13 protein-coding genes and 1 pseudogene are annotated in these 15,627 nt (G+C 64.7%); 11 read left to right on the top strand and 3 right to left on the bottom strand.

Annotated features, from left to right (window positions below; translation table 11 throughout):
• Window positions 1–118: pseudogene (locus D3227_RS10720) on the top strand (IS630 family transposase); the annotation flags it as partial.
• Window positions 119–255: 137 nt separating this feature from the next.
• Here D3227_RS10720 and D3227_RS10725 read toward each other — a convergent pair.
• The 3 genes from D3227_RS10725 to D3227_RS10735 all read right to left on the bottom strand — a co-directional run bounded on the left by D3227_RS10725 (window position 256) and on the right by D3227_RS10735 (window position 2,486).
• A complete protein-coding gene (locus D3227_RS10725) occupies window positions 256–1,371 on the bottom strand; it encodes an aminomethyl transferase family protein (RefSeq protein WP_120014096.1) in 1,116 nt (371 codons plus the stop codon).
• Window positions 1,372–1,445: 74 nt separating this feature from the next.
• The gene (locus D3227_RS10730; protein WP_120014097.1) at window positions 1,446–2,222 is read right to left on the bottom strand and encodes an ABC transporter substrate-binding protein; all 777 of its coding nucleotides are present in this window, start codon (window positions 2,220–2,222) and stop codon (window positions 1,446–1,448) included.
• A gap of 69 nt (window positions 2,223–2,291) precedes the next feature.
• Entirely contained in the window at window positions 2,292–2,486 is a 195-nt protein-coding gene (locus D3227_RS10735; RefSeq protein ID WP_120014098.1) for a hypothetical protein, read from the bottom strand.
• 281 nt (window positions 2,487–2,767) lie between these two features.
• On the opposite strand from D3227_RS10735, the gene D3227_RS10740 reads away from it, so the two are divergent.
• The 10 genes from D3227_RS10740 (at window position 2,768) to D3227_RS10785 (ending at window position 15,624) form a co-directional block, all read left to right on the top strand.
• Window positions 2,768–3,811 (top strand): substrate-binding domain-containing protein, encoded by a 1,044-nt coding sequence (locus D3227_RS10740; RefSeq protein ID WP_120014099.1) that lies wholly within the window; start codon window positions 2,768–2,770, stop codon window positions 3,809–3,811.
• Between the two features lie 37 nt (window positions 3,812–3,848).
• A complete protein-coding gene (locus D3227_RS10745; RefSeq protein ID WP_120014299.1) occupies window positions 3,849–5,120 on the top strand; it encodes an ABC transporter substrate-binding protein in 1,272 nt (423 codons plus the stop codon).
• Window positions 5,121–5,205: 85 nt separating this feature from the next.
• Window positions 5,206–6,051, top strand: coding sequence for a carbohydrate ABC transporter permease (locus tag D3227_RS10750; protein ID WP_120014100.1), 846 nt, complete (start codon window positions 5,206–5,208; stop codon window positions 6,049–6,051).
• Complete coding sequence (locus D3227_RS10755; protein WP_120014101.1) at window positions 6,048–6,893, top strand: carbohydrate ABC transporter permease; 846 nt, start codon at window positions 6,048–6,050, stop codon at window positions 6,891–6,893. Before D3227_RS10750 ends, D3227_RS10755 begins: the two co-directional genes overlap by 4 nt.
• 21 nt (window positions 6,894–6,914) lie before the next feature.
• Window positions 6,915–7,955, top strand: coding sequence for an ABC transporter ATP-binding protein (locus D3227_RS10760; RefSeq protein ID WP_120014102.1), 1,041 nt, complete (start codon window positions 6,915–6,917; stop codon window positions 7,953–7,955).
• Window positions 7,956–7,976: 21 nt separating this feature from the next.
• Window positions 7,977–9,257 (top strand): amylo-alpha-1,6-glucosidase, encoded by a 1,281-nt coding sequence (locus tag D3227_RS10765; RefSeq protein ID WP_120014103.1) that lies wholly within the window; start codon window positions 7,977–7,979, stop codon window positions 9,255–9,257.
• A 176-nt stretch (window positions 9,258–9,433) separates the two neighbouring features.
• Window positions 9,434–10,819, top strand: coding sequence for an SWIM zinc finger family protein (locus D3227_RS10770; protein ID WP_245451723.1), 1,386 nt, complete (start codon window positions 9,434–9,436; stop codon window positions 10,817–10,819).
• The gene (locus D3227_RS10775; RefSeq protein WP_120014105.1) at window positions 10,816–12,261 is read left to right on the top strand and encodes a DUF5691 domain-containing protein; all 1,446 of its coding nucleotides are present in this window, start codon (window positions 10,816–10,818) and stop codon (window positions 12,259–12,261) included. The genes D3227_RS10770 and D3227_RS10775 overlap by 4 nt, the downstream gene beginning before the upstream one ends.
• A 19-nt stretch (window positions 12,262–12,280) precedes the next feature.
• Window positions 12,281–13,360, top strand: a complete 1,080-nt coding sequence (locus tag D3227_RS10780) for an ATP-binding protein (RefSeq protein WP_120014106.1) — start codon at window positions 12,281–12,283, stop codon at window positions 13,358–13,360.
• A 5-nt stretch (window positions 13,361–13,365) separates the two neighbouring features.
• Window positions 13,366–15,624 carry a DUF5682 family protein gene (locus D3227_RS10785; RefSeq protein ID WP_120014107.1) on the top strand — a complete coding sequence of 753 codons (2,259 nt, stop codon included), beginning with the start codon at window positions 13,366–13,368 and terminating at the stop codon, window positions 15,622–15,624.
• Window positions 15,625–15,627: the final 3 nt, after the last annotated feature.

Raw genomic sequence — 15,627 nt, forward strand, 5'->3', positions numbered from 1 at the left:
ACAGAAGCGAACCATCGCCGATACCTGGCGACACATCGGACACCTCGTCGCCACCATAGAACCCGACGAATGCTCAAACTACTTCAACAACGCCGGATATGCTTCCGTCAAAACCTGAAAGGCTCTAGGCTGAAGATCGGCGACACGCTCTAGCTAGAGCAATTCCAGGAAAAGTGCGTAGCGGTTTTCCGTCCGGAATTGCGTAAAAGCAAATACTTAGAGCGGGTCGGCGATTCAATCAAAAGCTGAACCGCTCTAGACTCTCAGCCGCGAGCCCTCGGGATCGAAGAACGGCATCGGCGCGGCCGTCGCTCGTGTCGGAGTTCCGTCGATGTCGATGCTGAGTTCGGTGCCGACAGCGGTGAACGGCAGCCTGAGATGCGCGGTCGCCAGCACCTTGCCGAGGGAATAGCCATGATCGCTGTAGGTCACCATCCCGGCGTCCTTGCTACCCGCCGTGACCCGGGCATTGGTCGCGGCCGACTTGTCGCCGTCGAGGATCAGGCCGGTCCAGCGCTCGTCGACACCCTTGTCGCGAACCCTGAGCAAAGCGTCGCGGCCGACGAAATCGCCCTTGTCGAACCGGATCCAGCGATCGAGGCCGACATGGAACGGTGTGCGGCTTTCGTCCATGTCGATGCCATGCGCCGGATAGGCCTTCTCCAGCCCCAGCGTGAACATCGCCAGCACGCCGTACGGCTTGAGGCCGAAATCCCGGCCGGTCCGCATCAGCATGTCCCAGACCGATGCTGCCTCGTCGGCCGGCACGAACAACTCGTAGCCGAGTTCGCCGGTCACGCCGGTGCGCGAGATCAGCACGCGCGTCTCGCCGATGCGCCCTGATGTGAACGACCAGCGTTTCAGCCCGTCCAGATCGGCATCCGAAACCAGCGCCTTGAGAAGCGCGCGCGAGCGTGGCCCCTGGATCGTCGGGAAGGCGATCGCCGCCGTGATGTCGGTGACATAGGCCTTTCGCCCCTCGGCGTGATGCAGCAGCCAAGGCAACATCTTGAGGCGGTTGACCGAGCCGGTCACCAGCATGAAATGCTCCGCCGCCAGCCGGAACACGGTGAGGTCGTCGATGATGCCACCGTCCTCGCGGCACACCGTGGAGTAGCGCACCTGACCCGGCCGCATCGCCGATGCATCATTGACGATGACATGGTTGACCAGCGCCTCGGCATCCGGCCCCTTGATGTCCATCTTGCCCATGGTGCTGAGGTCCTGGACGCCGACATTGCTGCGCGTGTTCAGGTGCTCGTCGGCGATGCCGGAATAGTATCTGGCCGAGATGAAATCGCCGCCGACCCGCCCCATGGTCGCGCCCAGTCCGACGATGCTGCCGTAGAAAGGGGACCGCCGCTCAGCCAAGAAAGTCTCCCATACGGTGGTGCAGCATCAGGAGCGCCCCGAGGGACGCTCCATGGGTTGCATTGTGACGGAAATCAGCTGCCGTAGACGTCGAACGAAAAATACTTGTCGTTGATTTCCTTATACTTGCCGTTGGCGCGCAGCGCATCGATGGCGGCATTGAGCTTGTCGGTCAGTTCCTTATTGCCCTTTTGCAGCGCGATGCCGACGCCGGGCCCGTGAATGGCCGGATCGGCCGTCAGGGTGCCAAGCAGCTTGCAGCAGGCGCCGTCGGGCTTCTTCAGCCATTCGGTCAGGATGATCGAGCCATCCATCATCGCATCGAGGCGACCATTGGCCATGTCGGTGCGGGCATCATCGCCGGTCGGATAGGCCTTGATGGTCGATCCGCCGTATTTCTGCTCGGCGAAGTTCTGATGGATCGTCGCGCTCTGCACGCCCAATGCCTTGCCCTTCAAGTCGTCCGGCGAGGTGCCTGTTGCGGTCGAGTCCTTTGGCACCGCGATGGCCGGTGGTGTCTGGTAGTACTTGTGGGTAAAGTCGACCTTCTCGGCCCGCTCGGGCGTGATGGTTATGTTGATGATGGCATCGAACTTGCCGGCCTGGAGCGCGGGAATGGAGCCGTCGAAATCCTGCACGACGAACTCGCATTCGGTCTTCATCTCGGCGCACAGCGCCTTGCCGAGATCGATGTCGAAGCCGCCCAGCGTGCCGTCGGCATTGGCGTAGTTGAAGGGTGGATAGGCACCCTCGGTGCCGAGCTTGAGTTTCTTGTCCTGGGCGAAAGCCGCGCCCGAGGCGAGGGAGAAGGCAACTGAAGCGGCAAGCACGAAACGACCGAAAAGACGCATGGTCCAGATCTCCGTTGACCGGCGAAGTCTACGGTCTTTCATACTCCCGGCGGAGACGGAAACGACATGTCATGCGCCGATCACGGCGCGACGGCTTCGCGCGTGATCCTGCGCGATGCCCGCTAATCCGGCGCACCACTTTTGGCCAAGGATAAAATCGGCGCAGCGGTCGCCGATCATGATCGCCAGAGCGTTGGTCTTGTACGCGGTGTGTTCGACCTCGCAAGGATCGTCGTGCCCGACTGGTGATTCGGGCCTGACCATTTGTTCTGGCGATGCTGTTTTTGCCGAAGGGGCTGATGCGGAGTTTTGGGCGGAGGGTACAGTCGTCTGCTTAGGCGTCGCAGAAGGCGCCTCCTGGTCTTGGCAAGCGCTTTGTGTGTGTCTGAGGCTGAGAAGCTCATCGGCGTGGTTGGGTGGCAAGGGCAAGCACCTGCTCGCCCCCGACCGGTCAGGCAGCCTCGTCGCCGACTCAAATTTAAAACGTTTGCAATTTCGCAAAACCGCATTACAAACGTTTCAAAGAATTCGTTCGGGAGGAGCGATTGCCAGCCCGTGTCATCACGCTGAAGGAGCTTGCGGCGAGCCTTGACCTGTCGATCACGACGGTCTCGCGGGCGCTTGCCGGCCATCAGCAGATTGCCCTGAAGACGCGCGAGCGCGTCGCCCAGGCGGCGCGCCAGGCGGGCTATGTTCCCAACACCGCAGCGCGCACGCTGGTGTCCGGCCGCAGCGGCTTCGTCGGCCTGGTGCTGCCGATCCGTGGTCCCAACCTTGTCGATTCCTTCCTCGGCGAGTTCGTCACCGGGCTTGGCGAGGGACTGGTGTCGCACGGCGCCGACCTCATCCTCGCCACTGCCGCGGAAGGCCAGTCGGAACTGTCGGTGCTGCGCCATGTCGTCGAATCCGGGCGCGCCGACGGCGTCGTCGTCACCCGCATCGCCGAGGTCGATGAGCGGCTCGCCTATCTGCGCCAGCGCGGCTTCCCCTTCGTCGCCCATGGCCGGCTGCTCGACAGCGACTTTGCCTACAACTGGCTCGACACCGACGGCGCGCACGCCTTCGGCGAAGCCTTTGACATGCTCTACGATCTCGGCCATCGGCATTTCGGCCTGGTGACGATTTCAGAGCCGATGACCTTCCGGCATTTGCGGCAGGACGGGCTTGCCGCGGCCATTGCTCGCCGCGGCGACCCGTCGGTGCGGCTCGATGTGGCGACCGCGCCGCGCTTCGATCGCGGCGCCCGCATCCAGGCCCTCAACAAGATGCTGCACGGGCCTGAGCGGCCGACGGCCATTGTCGCCCTGTTCGACGAACTGGCCCTTACGGTGATGGAGGAGGCTGCCCGCGCCGGCCTCACGGTGCCGCGCGATCTCTCCGTCATCGGTTTCGACAATGTCGTCGCTTCGGCCTATGCGCCGCCAGGCCTCACCACCTTCGACGCCTCGATCCGCCAGTGTGCGCGCGAGATCGCCGACATGCTGCTCACCATCATCGCCGACAGGCCGGCTGAACCGCTGACACGATTGATCCGGCCGACGCTGGTTCCTCGGGCCAGCCATGGACCCGCACCACTGACAAGAAGCTGACGCCGCAAATGACGGCGCCTATCCAGGGAGGATGAGCATGATCAATGCATTGAAGACACTGGCAGGCGCAGCGTTGGCGCTGTCCCTTGCCGGCGGCGCTACGCACGCCCAGCAGGTGCTGTTCTGGTCGACACAGGCGCGCCCGGTCGAGGAAACGCAGAAGATGCGCGACGCGGTGCTGAAAGGCTTCGACGGCCCCGTCGACTATCAGGTCGCCGAGGACGGCCCCTGGCTCACCCGTCTGCAGGCCGAACTTCAGGCAGGCTCCGGCACGATCGGCCTGCTTGGCGGCCTGCATGGCGACTTCTCCACCGTCGGCGCCAACCTTGTCGACCTGTCCGGCGTCGATGTCGGCGGGGTCAAGGTCAACGAGGCCTACAGGAAGCTCGGCATGCTCGGCACCAGCGAGCAGAAATACATGCCCTGGATGCAGGCCACCTACCTGATGGCGGCGAACAAGCAGGCGCTGCAATATCTGCCGCAAGGCGTCGATCTCAACACCATCACCTACGACCAGCTGATCGAATGGTCGAGGAATATCGCCGAAAAGACCGGCTCGCCGAAATTCGGCTTTCCGGCCGGTCCCAAGGGACTGAAGCACCGCTTCTTCGAAGGCTTCCTCTACCCGTCCTACACCGGTTCGATGGTGACCAAGTTCCGCTCGGCCGAGGCCGAGACCGCCTGGAACAAGTTCAAGGAACTTTGGCAGTACACCAACCCGAACTCGACCAACTACGCCTTCATGCAGGAGCCACTGCTTTCAGGTGAGGTCTGGGTCGCGTTCGACCATGTCGCGCGGCTCGCCGATGCCTTCAACCAGAAGCCCGACGAGTTCGTCGCCTTCCCGGCCCCGGCTGGTCCCGCCGGCCGCGGCTTCATGCCGGTGGTCGCCGGCGTCGCCATTCCGAAGACCTCGCCTGACATGGACAAGGCCAAGGCACTGGTCGCCTATATGCTGAAGCCGGAAACCCAGATCGCGACGCTGAAGGCGACCAATTTCTTCCCCGTCGTCGACGTCAAGCTGCCCGACGACATGCCGGCCTCGGTGAAAGCCTTCGGCCCTGCCATCGCCACCATGACAGGCGCTCCCGATGCGCTGCCGGCGCTGCTGCCGATGGGGCTCGGCGATCTCGGCGGCAAGTTCAACCAGGTCTACACCGACAGCTTCGAGCGCATCGTGCTTGGCGGCGAGGACGTGCATGGCGTGCTCGAAGAGCAGGCGGCCGCGCTCAAGGCGATCATCGACCAGGCCAAAGCGCCGTGCTGGGCGCCCGACAAGCCGTCCGAAGGCGCTTGCCCGGTCGAATGAGTATCAACCGATCCTCCCAAGGGGCGCCCGGAGCTTTTTGCACTCCGGGCGCCCAGATCGCAGCACCATCGCAAAGGACACCACCATGCACGGCAAGGCTTTGCCCTATCTTCTGCTGATGCCGGCGACGCTGTTCCTGTGCGTGTTCTTCCTCTACCCGTTCGCGCTGGTTGCCTTCGAGGCGGTGACCCGCGACGGCGCCTTCACCCTCGACAATTTCCGCACCATGGCCGGCAGCTGGAAATTCCCGGTCACCGTCCGCAATACGCTGCTGCTTGCGGCGATCGTCGTGCCGATCCAACTGGCCGTGGCGCTGCTGATGGCTTCAGTGGTGTCGCGGCTTGAGACGGGTCGCAGTGCCGCGCTTTACATCTTTGCCATTCCGCTCGGCATTTCCGATCTCGCCGCCGGCCTGATCTGGCTTGCCATCTTCGACCAGTCCGGCTTCCTCAACACGCTGCTCTCCGGCCTCGGCATCGTTGACCGGCCGATCATGTTCCTCGGTTATCAGAGCAAGCTGACGATCTTCATCGCCGTAGCGCTGGCCGAGATCTGGCGCGCCACCGCCATCATGATGGTCATCCTCGTCGCCGGCATGGGCTTGATTCCGAAAGAGTATTACGAGGCGGCCGAAGTGTTTGGCGCCGGCCCTTGGAAGCGCTTCGTGCGCATCACGCTGCCGTTGCTTCGCCCCAGCCTGCAGACGGCGATCATCCTGCGCGTCATCCTCGCCTTCGAGGTTTTTGCCGTGGTCGCCGCCCTTGGCGGCACCAATTTGCCGGTGCTGATGGGCGAAACCTACAACTGGCAATTCACGCTGCAGGATCGCAATGTCGCGGCCGCCTCGGCGCTGCTCATCCTCGCCATCTCGATCGGTTTCACGCTGTTCTTCCTCAGGGTGCTGCGTGTGCCCAAAGAGGCGCGCATATGAGCGCCGTTGCCGAAGCGCCGATCGCTACGGCCGCCGATGCGCGCAGGGCCGGCGGCTGGCTGCTCGTCGCCACCGCCATCCTGCTCAGCGTCTGGGTGCTGCTGCCGATCTATCTCCTGATCGTCAACGCGCTGTCGTCGCCGGAACAGGTCACCGCTTTCCCCAAGCGCTTCTTCCCGTCCTTCGACGTCGGCAGTCTTTCGTTCTTCATCAATTTCGCCGGTGTCGCCAGGGCGCTGTGGAACTCTGTCCTCGTCGCCACGCTAACGATGATCCTGTCGATCGGCTTCGGCGCGCCGGCCGGCTATGCGCTGTCGCGCTTCGATTTTCCGGGCAAGGGCACGTTCCGTTTTATGGTGCTGATGACGCGCGCCTTCCCGCTCCCGCTGCTGGCCCTGCCGCTGGCGGTGATGTTCATCCGCACCGGTCTCGACGACACCGCGATCGGCCTAGCGCTGGTGCACACCACGCTGGCGCTGCCCTTTGCCGTGCTGATCACCTTCTCGCTGTTTTCGGGCATACCGGTCGAACTCGAGGAAGCGGCCTGGACGCTCGGCTGCACACGGCTGCAGGCCTTTCGCAAGGTCATCCTGCCGCTGGCGCTGCCCGGCATCGCCGCTTCGGCGGTATTCGCCTTCACCATCTCCTGGAACGAGGTGTTCGCCGCCGCTGTGCTTACCATCGAGAACCGTACGCTGACCGCCTTCCTCCTGCAGAGCCTTGGCGAGTCGCCGCTGTATCTCAAATTCGCCGGCGGCGCGGCTTTGGTCGTGCCGGCGCTGATCTTCATTTTCGCCGTCAGGAAATATCTGTTCGCCATGTGGGGGATCGCCAACCGATGACGCTCGACCGGGAGAAGGCTCATGGCTGAAATCGCGATCAAGGGAGTGGCCAAGCGCTTTGGCGGCTTCACCGCGCTGCATCAGGTAGACCTCAGCATCGCCGATCAGGAATTCATGGTGCTGCTCGGCGCCTCCGGCTGCGGCAAGACCACTCTGCTCAGGATCGTCGCCGGGCTGGAGACGCCGAGCCATGGCGAGGTCTGGATCGGCGGCCGCCGCGTCGACAACCTGCCGCCGCGCGAGCGCGGCATTGCCATGGTGTTCCAGAACTATGCCGTCTTCCCGCATCTGACCGTGTTCGAGAACATCGCCTTCGGCCTGCGCATGAAGAAGCTGCCGCAGCAGGAAGTTGAGCAACGCGTCAACCGCACCGCCGAGCTCATGCATATCGAGCAGTTGCTGAAGCGCTATTCGGGCCAGCTCTCAGGTGGCCAGCGCCAGCGCGTCGCCGTTGCCCGCGCGCTCGCCATGGAGCCCGACGTCATCCTGATGGACGAGCCGCTGTCCAACCTCGACGCGCTGCTGCGACTGGAGATGCGCGCCGAACTCAAGGGCGTGCTCGCCGCGTCGAAGACCACCACGATCTATGTCACCCACGACCAGGTCGAGGCGATGAGCCTCGCCGACCGCATCGCCGTCATGCATCAGGGCCGCATCGTCCAGGCGGCTTCGCCGGTCGAGGTCTATCGCAACCCGGCCGCCCGCTTCGTCGGCTCCTTCATCGGCAATCCGCCGATGAATTTCATTCCCGCGACGAAGGCTGCGAATGGCAGCTGGTCCGTCGCCGGACTGACGTTGCCCGGCCCGAAATCGGACAGGCAGAAGATCGAATTCGCCATCCGCCCGGAAGACGTCGACGCTGGCAGTGAAGGCCTGCAGGCCACGGTGCGCGTCATCGAGCCGCTCGGGCCACACACGCTGGTCACCTGCGATGTCGAGGGCGGGTTGTTCCGCGCCATCCTGGAATCGAATGCCAGCGTCCAAGTCGGCGATCATCTGCGCCTCGCGCCCAAACCCGACCGCATCCGCTGGTTCGATCCCGAAACCACCAATGCCCTTTGATCCAGAAAGAACGAACGCTTCATGACTTCTCTTGCCGTCGACGAAACCATCGCCCGCGCCATCGAGGTGCTGAAGGAGAATGACCACGGCGCTTACACTATCCCGACCAAGGGCCTCTATCCATTCCAGTGGAACTGGGATTCTTGCCTCACCGCGCTCGGCCTTGCCCACTATGATGAGGCGCGTGCCTGGACCGAGATCGAGACCTTGTTCGCGCATCAGTGGCCGGATGGCATGGTGCCGCACATCGTCTTCCACGTCTGGAGCGACGGTTATTTCCCCGGCCCAGAGGTTTGGCAAACCGGCCGCCCGACGGCCACCTCCGGCATCACCCAGCCGGCCGTCGCTGGCTTTGCCGTGCGACGCCTGTTCGACCGCGCCAAGGACAAGAAACTGGCGTCCGAGCGTGCCCGCGCGCTGCTGCCCAAGATCGACGCCTGGCACCGCTGGTTCTACGAAAGCCGCGACCCGAAGGGCGTGGGGCTGGTCGCCATTATCCATCCCTGGGAGTCCGGCCGCGACAACTCCATCGACTGGGACGATGCCTTCGAGCGCGTGCCGACCGAAGGCGTCGAGCCCTACACCCGCCGCGACACCCTGCACGCCGATCCGGCGCATCGTCCGACAAGAGAGCAATACGATCGCTACCTCTGGCTGGTGCAGCATTTTCGCGCACTCGGCTGGGACAATGCGCGGCTTCACGATGCCTCGCCCTTCCAGATCGTCGATCCCGGCTTCAACTCCATCTTGATCCGCGCCTCATCCGACCTTGCCGATCTCGCTGAGGCTCTTGGTGAAAAAGAGATCGCCAGCGCCAACCGTGCCCGCGTCGAAAAGGGCCTGGCGGCGATGGAGCAGCTGTGGAGCGAGGCGCACGGCCAGTATCTCTGCCTCGACCGCACCACCGGCAAGCTGGTAGACAGCGCCTCCGTCGGCGGCATCCTGCCGGCCTTCGCGGCCATCCCTGCGGCGCGCGTCGCTTCTGTCGCCACAACCGTCGAGCGACTTGCCGGCAAGGCGCGTTTTGTCGTGCCCTCGCACGATCCCGACGATCCGCGCTTCGACGCCAAGCGCTATTGGCGCGGCCCGGTCTGGCTGGTGGTCAACTACATGATCGCCGACGGACTTGCCGCCGCCGGCCATGGCGCGGTTGCCCGGCGCATCACGCAGTCGAGCCTCGATTTGATCACCGAGAGCGGTTTTGCCGAATATTACGACCCGCACACCGGCGAGCCGCTCGGCGGCGGCCGTTTCACTTGGACGGCGGCGATGGTGATCGAGTTCTTGAAGGGCAGAGGCTGACGCCCCTTATTCGCTTCGCGCGCCCCCTCGCGTAGGCTGCCGGTGGGTGCTCGATCGATAAGCTGGGCAAGGCACGCTTTCCTACATCCGCGCTACAATAATTCTTCACAAACGGCTACCTATACTGGCGACGACGTTTGGTTCGGGGTCACGAGGGGCGCGGCTTGGAATTCGACTTGAAAACCATAGAGGCGCTTGCTCCCGACCAGGCGTCGCTCGGCGCCGCCTCTAAGCTGACCAAGCGATCGAACTGGCCGCGCCTTGAAAGGAATGAGCAGCAGGCCCTGATCTGGGGCGAATGCCAGGGCTCCGGCTCCAACCCTTATCGCGTGGTGGTCGATACCAGCGATCACGGCTACAAATGCACCTGCCCATCGCGAAAGTTTCCCTGCAAACACACGCTGGCCTTGATGTGGATCGCCGCCACGGCGCCAGCCAGTTTTGCTCCCGCTGGCTCGACGCCGGACTGGGTGAATGATTGGCTTGGCCGGCGCCGGAAAACGACGCCACAGGCGGCGGGGCCAATGCCCGGCGCGGCAGCCAAGAGCATCGACGAGGCTCTGCAGCCGGATGAGGGTGCGGTCGTCGAGGACGCCGCGGCGGTCGAACGCCGCGAGGCGGCGCAGCGCAAGCGGGCGCAAGATACACGGTCCGCGGTGTCGGCGGCGCTCGATGAACTCGACCAATGGATCGCCGACCAGTTGCGGCTTGGCCTTTCCGGATTTGTCGACGCCAGCAGCGAGCGTTGCCGCCGCATTGCCGCGCGGCTCGTCGACCTGAAGGCAACTGCGCTTGCCGGGCGCATCGACGAGATACCGTCGCGGCTGATGGCGCTGCGCAGCGAGGAAAGACCGGACGCGGCGATCCGCGAGCTCGGCAAGCTGGTGCTGCTGGCCAAAGCCTGGCGATCGGAGCCTGACGACCCTGAACTGAAGCGGCTCGTAGCGACATCCGAAACCCGTGAACAGATTCTGGCCAATCCCGACGCCCGGCAGGTGGAAAGCCATTGGGAGGTTCTCGGCGAGAAGATCGAAACCCGTCGCGACGGCCTCGTCAGCCATTCGACCTGGCTGCTCGATCTGAAGAGCGCCACGCCGCAATTTGCCCTGCTGCTCGATTATTTTCCGGCTTCGGCCGGGCGCCGATCCAACGCTTTCGCGCCAGGCGACCGCTTCAACGCCCGGCTGGTGTTCTATCCATCGCGTGCACCGCTCCGCGCGCTGGTGGCGGAGCGCATCGGTGACGTCGCTTCCGGGGCGGCGTGGCCTGATTTCGGCGAGTTGAAAGACCCGCTCGCGGCGCGCGCGTCCCAACAGGATGGCGCGCCATGGCTTACCGACAGTCCTCTCATCCTGCCTCCTGGCGCGATCTCGCTCGACGACCGCGGCACCGCCTGGTGGCAGGCGGACGATGATCCGCATGGGATTGCCTTGCCGATCGCCGGTGCTGTCGATCAAACCTTGCTCGGCATCGATCTGGGAGCCGCCGCGGCGCTGTGGAATGGCGCCAGGCTTGACCTTCTGGCGGCGCAGAGCAGGTTCGGGAGGCTCGATCTGTCGTGAACGAGCTTGAGCAGACAGGCCTGGCGGCAATGCGCGACTGCTGGATCACCGGCGGACCGACATTCGACCTCGCACCAGCCGCGTGGAAGGAAATCGCTGGCACCGCAAGCCCCGACGAACGCGAGCGCCGGCTGCTGGCGATCGCCGCGCAGGTGCTCGACATCGGCTTGCGGCCTGCGGCACCGAAGGTTCTAAAGCGTCGTCCGCCGCTGCCTGTGCTTGCCCCGCCCATGCTGCCGGAGCGGCTGCGGCCACTGTTGAGGGCCGCGTTGAAACAGGCTGCTGACGCAAGGCGCAAGGTTCGTGTGGTGACGCTGGTGGCCAGCCGCGGCTTCGTGCTTCATCCAATGGACTGGATGCCTGCCGTGTCGGACCAGAACAGCCCGGATGTCTACGCCCCCTGGATCGACTGGCAAGCCGGCGTCGAAGGGCAGGCGCATGCCCCGCGCGAGAAACTGACGGAGGAAAACTGGGATGACTTCTATCCCGCAGCGCGCCGCATCGCTCTGGCCGACATGCGTCGCATCGAACCGGCCGCGGCTCGCATGCTGATCGAGACTAAGGCGCCGGGTGAAGTGGCGGAGGTCAGGCTTGCGCTCATCGAACTCATGCGCTTCGGTCTCACCCTTGAGGATGCGCCTTTCCTGAAAAGCCTTTCCACCGACCGTTCCGGCAAGGTGCGCGAACTGGCTGGCCGGCTGCTGGCAAGGTTGGGCGAGCACGGTCGCCCTAGCGACGTCGGGACGGATGATCCCGTTGCCGAACTCGCCGCTTTCGTCAGCGAAGGCAAATCCGGCTTCATCCGCCGCCGCACCACCTACACGCCGGCAAAACTCAAATCCCCGGCGCAGGAACAGCGTCGCGCCGAATTGTTCGAGACCTGCAATCTTGTCGACCTCGCCGCACGGTTCGGCGCCACCGAACCCGAAATCATCGGCGCCTGGCAGTTCGGCGCCGACAACAATGCCGACATCCTGATCGCACGAATGGTCGCCGCCTCGGGCAGCGACGCCGCGGTGACACAGATGGCGGATACGCTTGTCACCGATGGCGGCAAACCGGCGATGTTCGTGGTGCACCTGACACCGCGCCTGGACAGCCGCAGAAAGCGCGTGTTCATCCGCTCGATCCTCAAGGAAACGAACTACCTTGGCGTAATCAGTCTGGCGGAAGGCATCGAGGCCGGCTGGCTGGGATGGGACGACTTGACGAACGGGCAAGTGCTTCCGGCACTGCGTTCGATCATCGGCGGAACCGACGACGCCATGCGGCGCGGCGTCGACGATGTCCTCGAAACGATGGGCTTTCTCACCACCACCGCCACGGCGGCCAGACTGATCGACGAGGTCGTCGCAGCCGGCATTCCGCCCGCGGCTCCTTCACTGACTCTCCTGCGCCTAAACGCAGCGCTGACAGAACAATCGTCTGGAACCGACACATGATCAATCCGGAGAAGAACCCATGAACGCAGCCATCCGTCTCCCGGTCGAGCAGGCCTATGCCAGTGAATTGCAAGCGCTGGCGCGCGGCGACGACAAGCAAAAGCCCGCTGGCTGGAGCCTCTCGCCCAAGGCCGTCCTGACCTATCTGCTGGGCGGCAAGGCCAGCGACGGCACATTGATAACGCCGAAATATGTCGGCCGCCGGAGGCTGATGGAAACCGCTGTGGCGACCTTGGCCACCGACCGTGCGCTGCTCCTGCTCGGCGTTCCCGGCACCGCCAAATCCTGGGTCTCGGAACATCTCGCCGCGGCCATCATGGGCGACTCGACAATGATCGTGCAGTGCACGGCCGGAACCGACGAGAACCAGATCCGCTATGGCTGGAACTATGCCCGGCTTCTGGCGAAAGGCCCGAGCCAGGAAGCGCTGGTGCCGACGCCGCTCTACCGCGCCATGCAGGACGGCAAGCTGTGCCGCCTCGAAGAACTGACGCGCATGGGCTCGGACGTGCAGGACACGCTGATCACCGTGCTGTCCGAAAAGATGATGCCGATCCCCGAGCTGAACACCTCGATCTATGCCCAGCGCGGCTTCAACATCATCGCCACGGCAAACAACCGCGACAAGGGCGTCAACGAGCTGTCCTCGGCGCTCAAGCGGCGCTTCAATGTCGTGGTCCTGCCGCTGCCCGAGGACATGGCGCAAGAGGTCTCGATCGTCTCCAAACGCGTCGGTGAGATGGCAGGCGGCCTCGACCTGCCGGTGCCGAAGAATGTCGCCGAAGAGATTGCTCGCGTGCTGACCATCTTCCGCGAATTGCGCTCCGGCTCGACCGCCGACGGCAAGGTGACGCTGAAGACACCTTCGGGCTCGCTGTCGACGGCAGAGGCCATCGCCACCATGGTTGGCGGCCTCAGCCAGGCGGCCTGGTTCGACGGCGGCAAGCTCGGCGCCGAAGGTCTCGCCGCCAGCCTTGTCGGAGCGATCGTCAAGGATCCGGTGCAGGACAAGATCGTGCTGGAAGAATATCTGGAAACGGTGCTCAAGAAGCGGCCCGACTATGCCGGCTACTATGCGGCGCTGAACGCGGCGATCTGACAACGATGAAGCACAGCGACATCGCCTATTTCGGCATACGCCATCACGGGCCCGGCTCCGCCGACAGCCTCGTGCAGGCGTTGCAGGAATTGCGTCCGGTCGCCGTCCTGATCGAAGGGCCGAGCGATGCTTCGGCGCTGTTGCCGTTGCTGGCCCGGCCGGAAATGCAGCCGCCGGTGGCATTGCTCTGCTACCCGCAGGACGACCCGGCCTCGACCAGCTTCTGGCCGTTCGCCGAATTCTCTCCCGAATATCAGGCGGTCCTCTGGGCGGTCGGCAACAAGGCGGCATTGCGCTTCATCGACCTGCCGTCGTCGGCGCGGTTGCCCGCCGAGGCGATGGATACCGCGCAAAACACTGACGCTGCCGAAGCCAGCGAAGTCACCGAAGCCGGCGATGACGAGGACCCGCATCGCCGTGATCCGATTGGCACTCTTGCGCATGCCGCCGGCTACGAGGATGGCGAAAGCTGGTGGTCGGACATCGTCGAGCAGAACCCTGAACCCGGCCCCATTTTCGCGGCCATTGCCGACGCGATGACGACATTGCGCGAAGGTGAAGGGTCGATCGCAAAGTTCGAAGCCAGGCGCGAAGCGCATATGCGGCTCGAAATCGCCGCAGCGCGAAAAGAGTTCGATGGACCGATAGCGGTGGTCTGCGGCGCATGGCACGTGCCGGCGCTGCAGGCGACGCACGTCCAGAAAACCGATCAGGCGCTGCTCAAGGGCATCGCCCGGCGCAAAAGCACGATGACGTGGGCGCCCTGGACGGGACCGCGCCTGGCGTCGGGCCTTGGCTATGGCGCGGGCGTCGTGGCCCCGGGCTGGTGCAAGCATCTTTGGCGCACGCGCGGCCGCCATGACGGGGCAACCCTGTGGCTGGCGATGATTGCGGCGGTGCTGCGGGAGAAGGGGCACCTGATCTCGACCGCTTCGCTGATCGAGGCGGAGCGGCTCGCCCGTGCGCTCGCCGCCATTCGCGAGCGGCCAAAGCCGGGTTTTGAAGAATTGCGCGACGCTTCAGTCGCCGCCCTGTTCAACGGAGAGGCACTGCTGTGGGCGCTTGTCGGGGCCGAACTGCTCCTCGGTGCGGACGTCGGTGAAATCCCACCCGACACCCCGCTGGCGCCATTGATCGAGGACCTGCAGCGCAACCAGAAGGCGGCGCGGCTGAAACCCGAGGCGCTGGAGCGCGAACTGTCGGTCGACCTGCGCAGCGAAAGCGGGCTTTTCCGTTCGACATTGCTGCACCGGTTGAACGTGCTCGGTGTGCATTGGGGCAAGCTGACGGACGCCGGGCGCAGCCGCGGCACTTTCCGTGAGCGCTGGACGCTGGCCTGGGAGCCGGAATATGCCGTTCGGCTGGTCGAGAACCTTGTCTACGGCCCGACCATCGAAAAGGCCGCTAACGGCCGGCTGACCCAGATGGTCGGCGCGGCGGCAACCCTCGACACACTTGCCGCCCTGGTGCAGGGCGCGATCACGGCCGACCTGTCGGAAGCCTCGAGCGCCGGCCTCGTGGCGCTGGAGGCGCGCGCGGCGCACAGCAGCGAATGCCTGGAAATCCTGGCGTCGGTGCCGCCGCTAGCCGACATCATCCGCTATGGCGAGGCGCGCAAGACGGAGACGAACCGCCTGTCCGGCCTCATGGAACGGCTGATCGTCGAAGCAGCGATCGCACTGCCCTATGCCGTGCGCGATCTCGATCAGCAGGCTGCCGCGGCACTGGTCGGCGCCCTGCGCAAGGCCGATGAAGCCATCAGGCTGGTCGAACCCGGGGACGACGTGCTGAGCGGATGGCGCGACGGGCTGGCCGCCGTGCTCGACGGCCCACGATCGACGGCGCTGCTGGCGGGATGTGCCGCGCACCTTCTCTACGAAGCCGGCCAACTGTCCGCCGAAGCTGCCGCCGGATTGCTCGGGCGCCGCCTGTCGCCCGGAACGCCGGTCAGCGATGCGGCGGGGTTCTTCGAGGGCTTCTTCAGCACCGCCGGCCAGCGGCTCATCTATGACGAGGGTCTGCGTGGCGCGGTCGATTCCTGGCTGAAGTCGCTCGATGAAGAGGCTTTCGTCGCGCATCTGCCATTGCTGCGCCGCGTCTTTTCCAATCTGGACAGCATGGAGCGCCGGCGGTTGATCGAGGCGGTTCTCGGCCGCGCGGCGCGCCTGCCGGCTGGCCTGACGCCGGCGCCGGATGGTGGCGAGGCCTGGCGCCGGCACCTGGAACGGCTCGGACCATTGCTTATGGGGGGTGGCGATGGATGACGA

This window comes from Mesorhizobium waimense (assembly GCF_003601975.1).
Classification (GTDB): domain Bacteria; phylum Pseudomonadota; class Alphaproteobacteria; order Rhizobiales; family Rhizobiaceae; genus Mesorhizobium; species Mesorhizobium waimense.

Coding starts and splice junctions, on each gene's coding strand:
- D3227_RS10755 (WP_120014101.1), top strand. CDS start 6,048: ATGAGCGCCGTTGCCGAAGCGCCGATCGCTACGGCCGCCGATGCGCGC.
- D3227_RS10780 (WP_120014106.1), top strand. CDS start 12,281: ATGAACGCAGCCATCCGTCTCCCGGTCGAGCAGGCCTATGCCAGTGAA.
- D3227_RS10730 (WP_120014097.1), bottom strand. CDS start 2,222: ATGCGTCTTTTCGGTCGTTTCGTGCTTGCCGCTTCAGTTGCCTTCTCC.
- D3227_RS10785 (WP_120014107.1), top strand. CDS start 13,366: ATGAAGCACAGCGACATCGCCTATTTCGGCATACGCCATCACGGGCCC.
- D3227_RS10745 (WP_120014299.1), top strand. CDS start 3,849: ATGATCAATGCATTGAAGACACTGGCAGGCGCAGCGTTGGCGCTGTCC.
- D3227_RS10750 (WP_120014100.1), top strand. CDS start 5,206: ATGCACGGCAAGGCTTTGCCCTATCTTCTGCTGATGCCGGCGACGCTG.
- D3227_RS10760 (WP_120014102.1), top strand. CDS start 6,915: ATGGCTGAAATCGCGATCAAGGGAGTGGCCAAGCGCTTTGGCGGCTTC.
- D3227_RS10735 (WP_120014098.1), bottom strand. CDS start 2,486: ATGGTCAGGCCCGAATCACCAGTCGGGCACGACGATCCTTGCGAGGTC.
- D3227_RS10765 (WP_120014103.1), top strand. CDS start 7,977: ATGACTTCTCTTGCCGTCGACGAAACCATCGCCCGCGCCATCGAGGTG.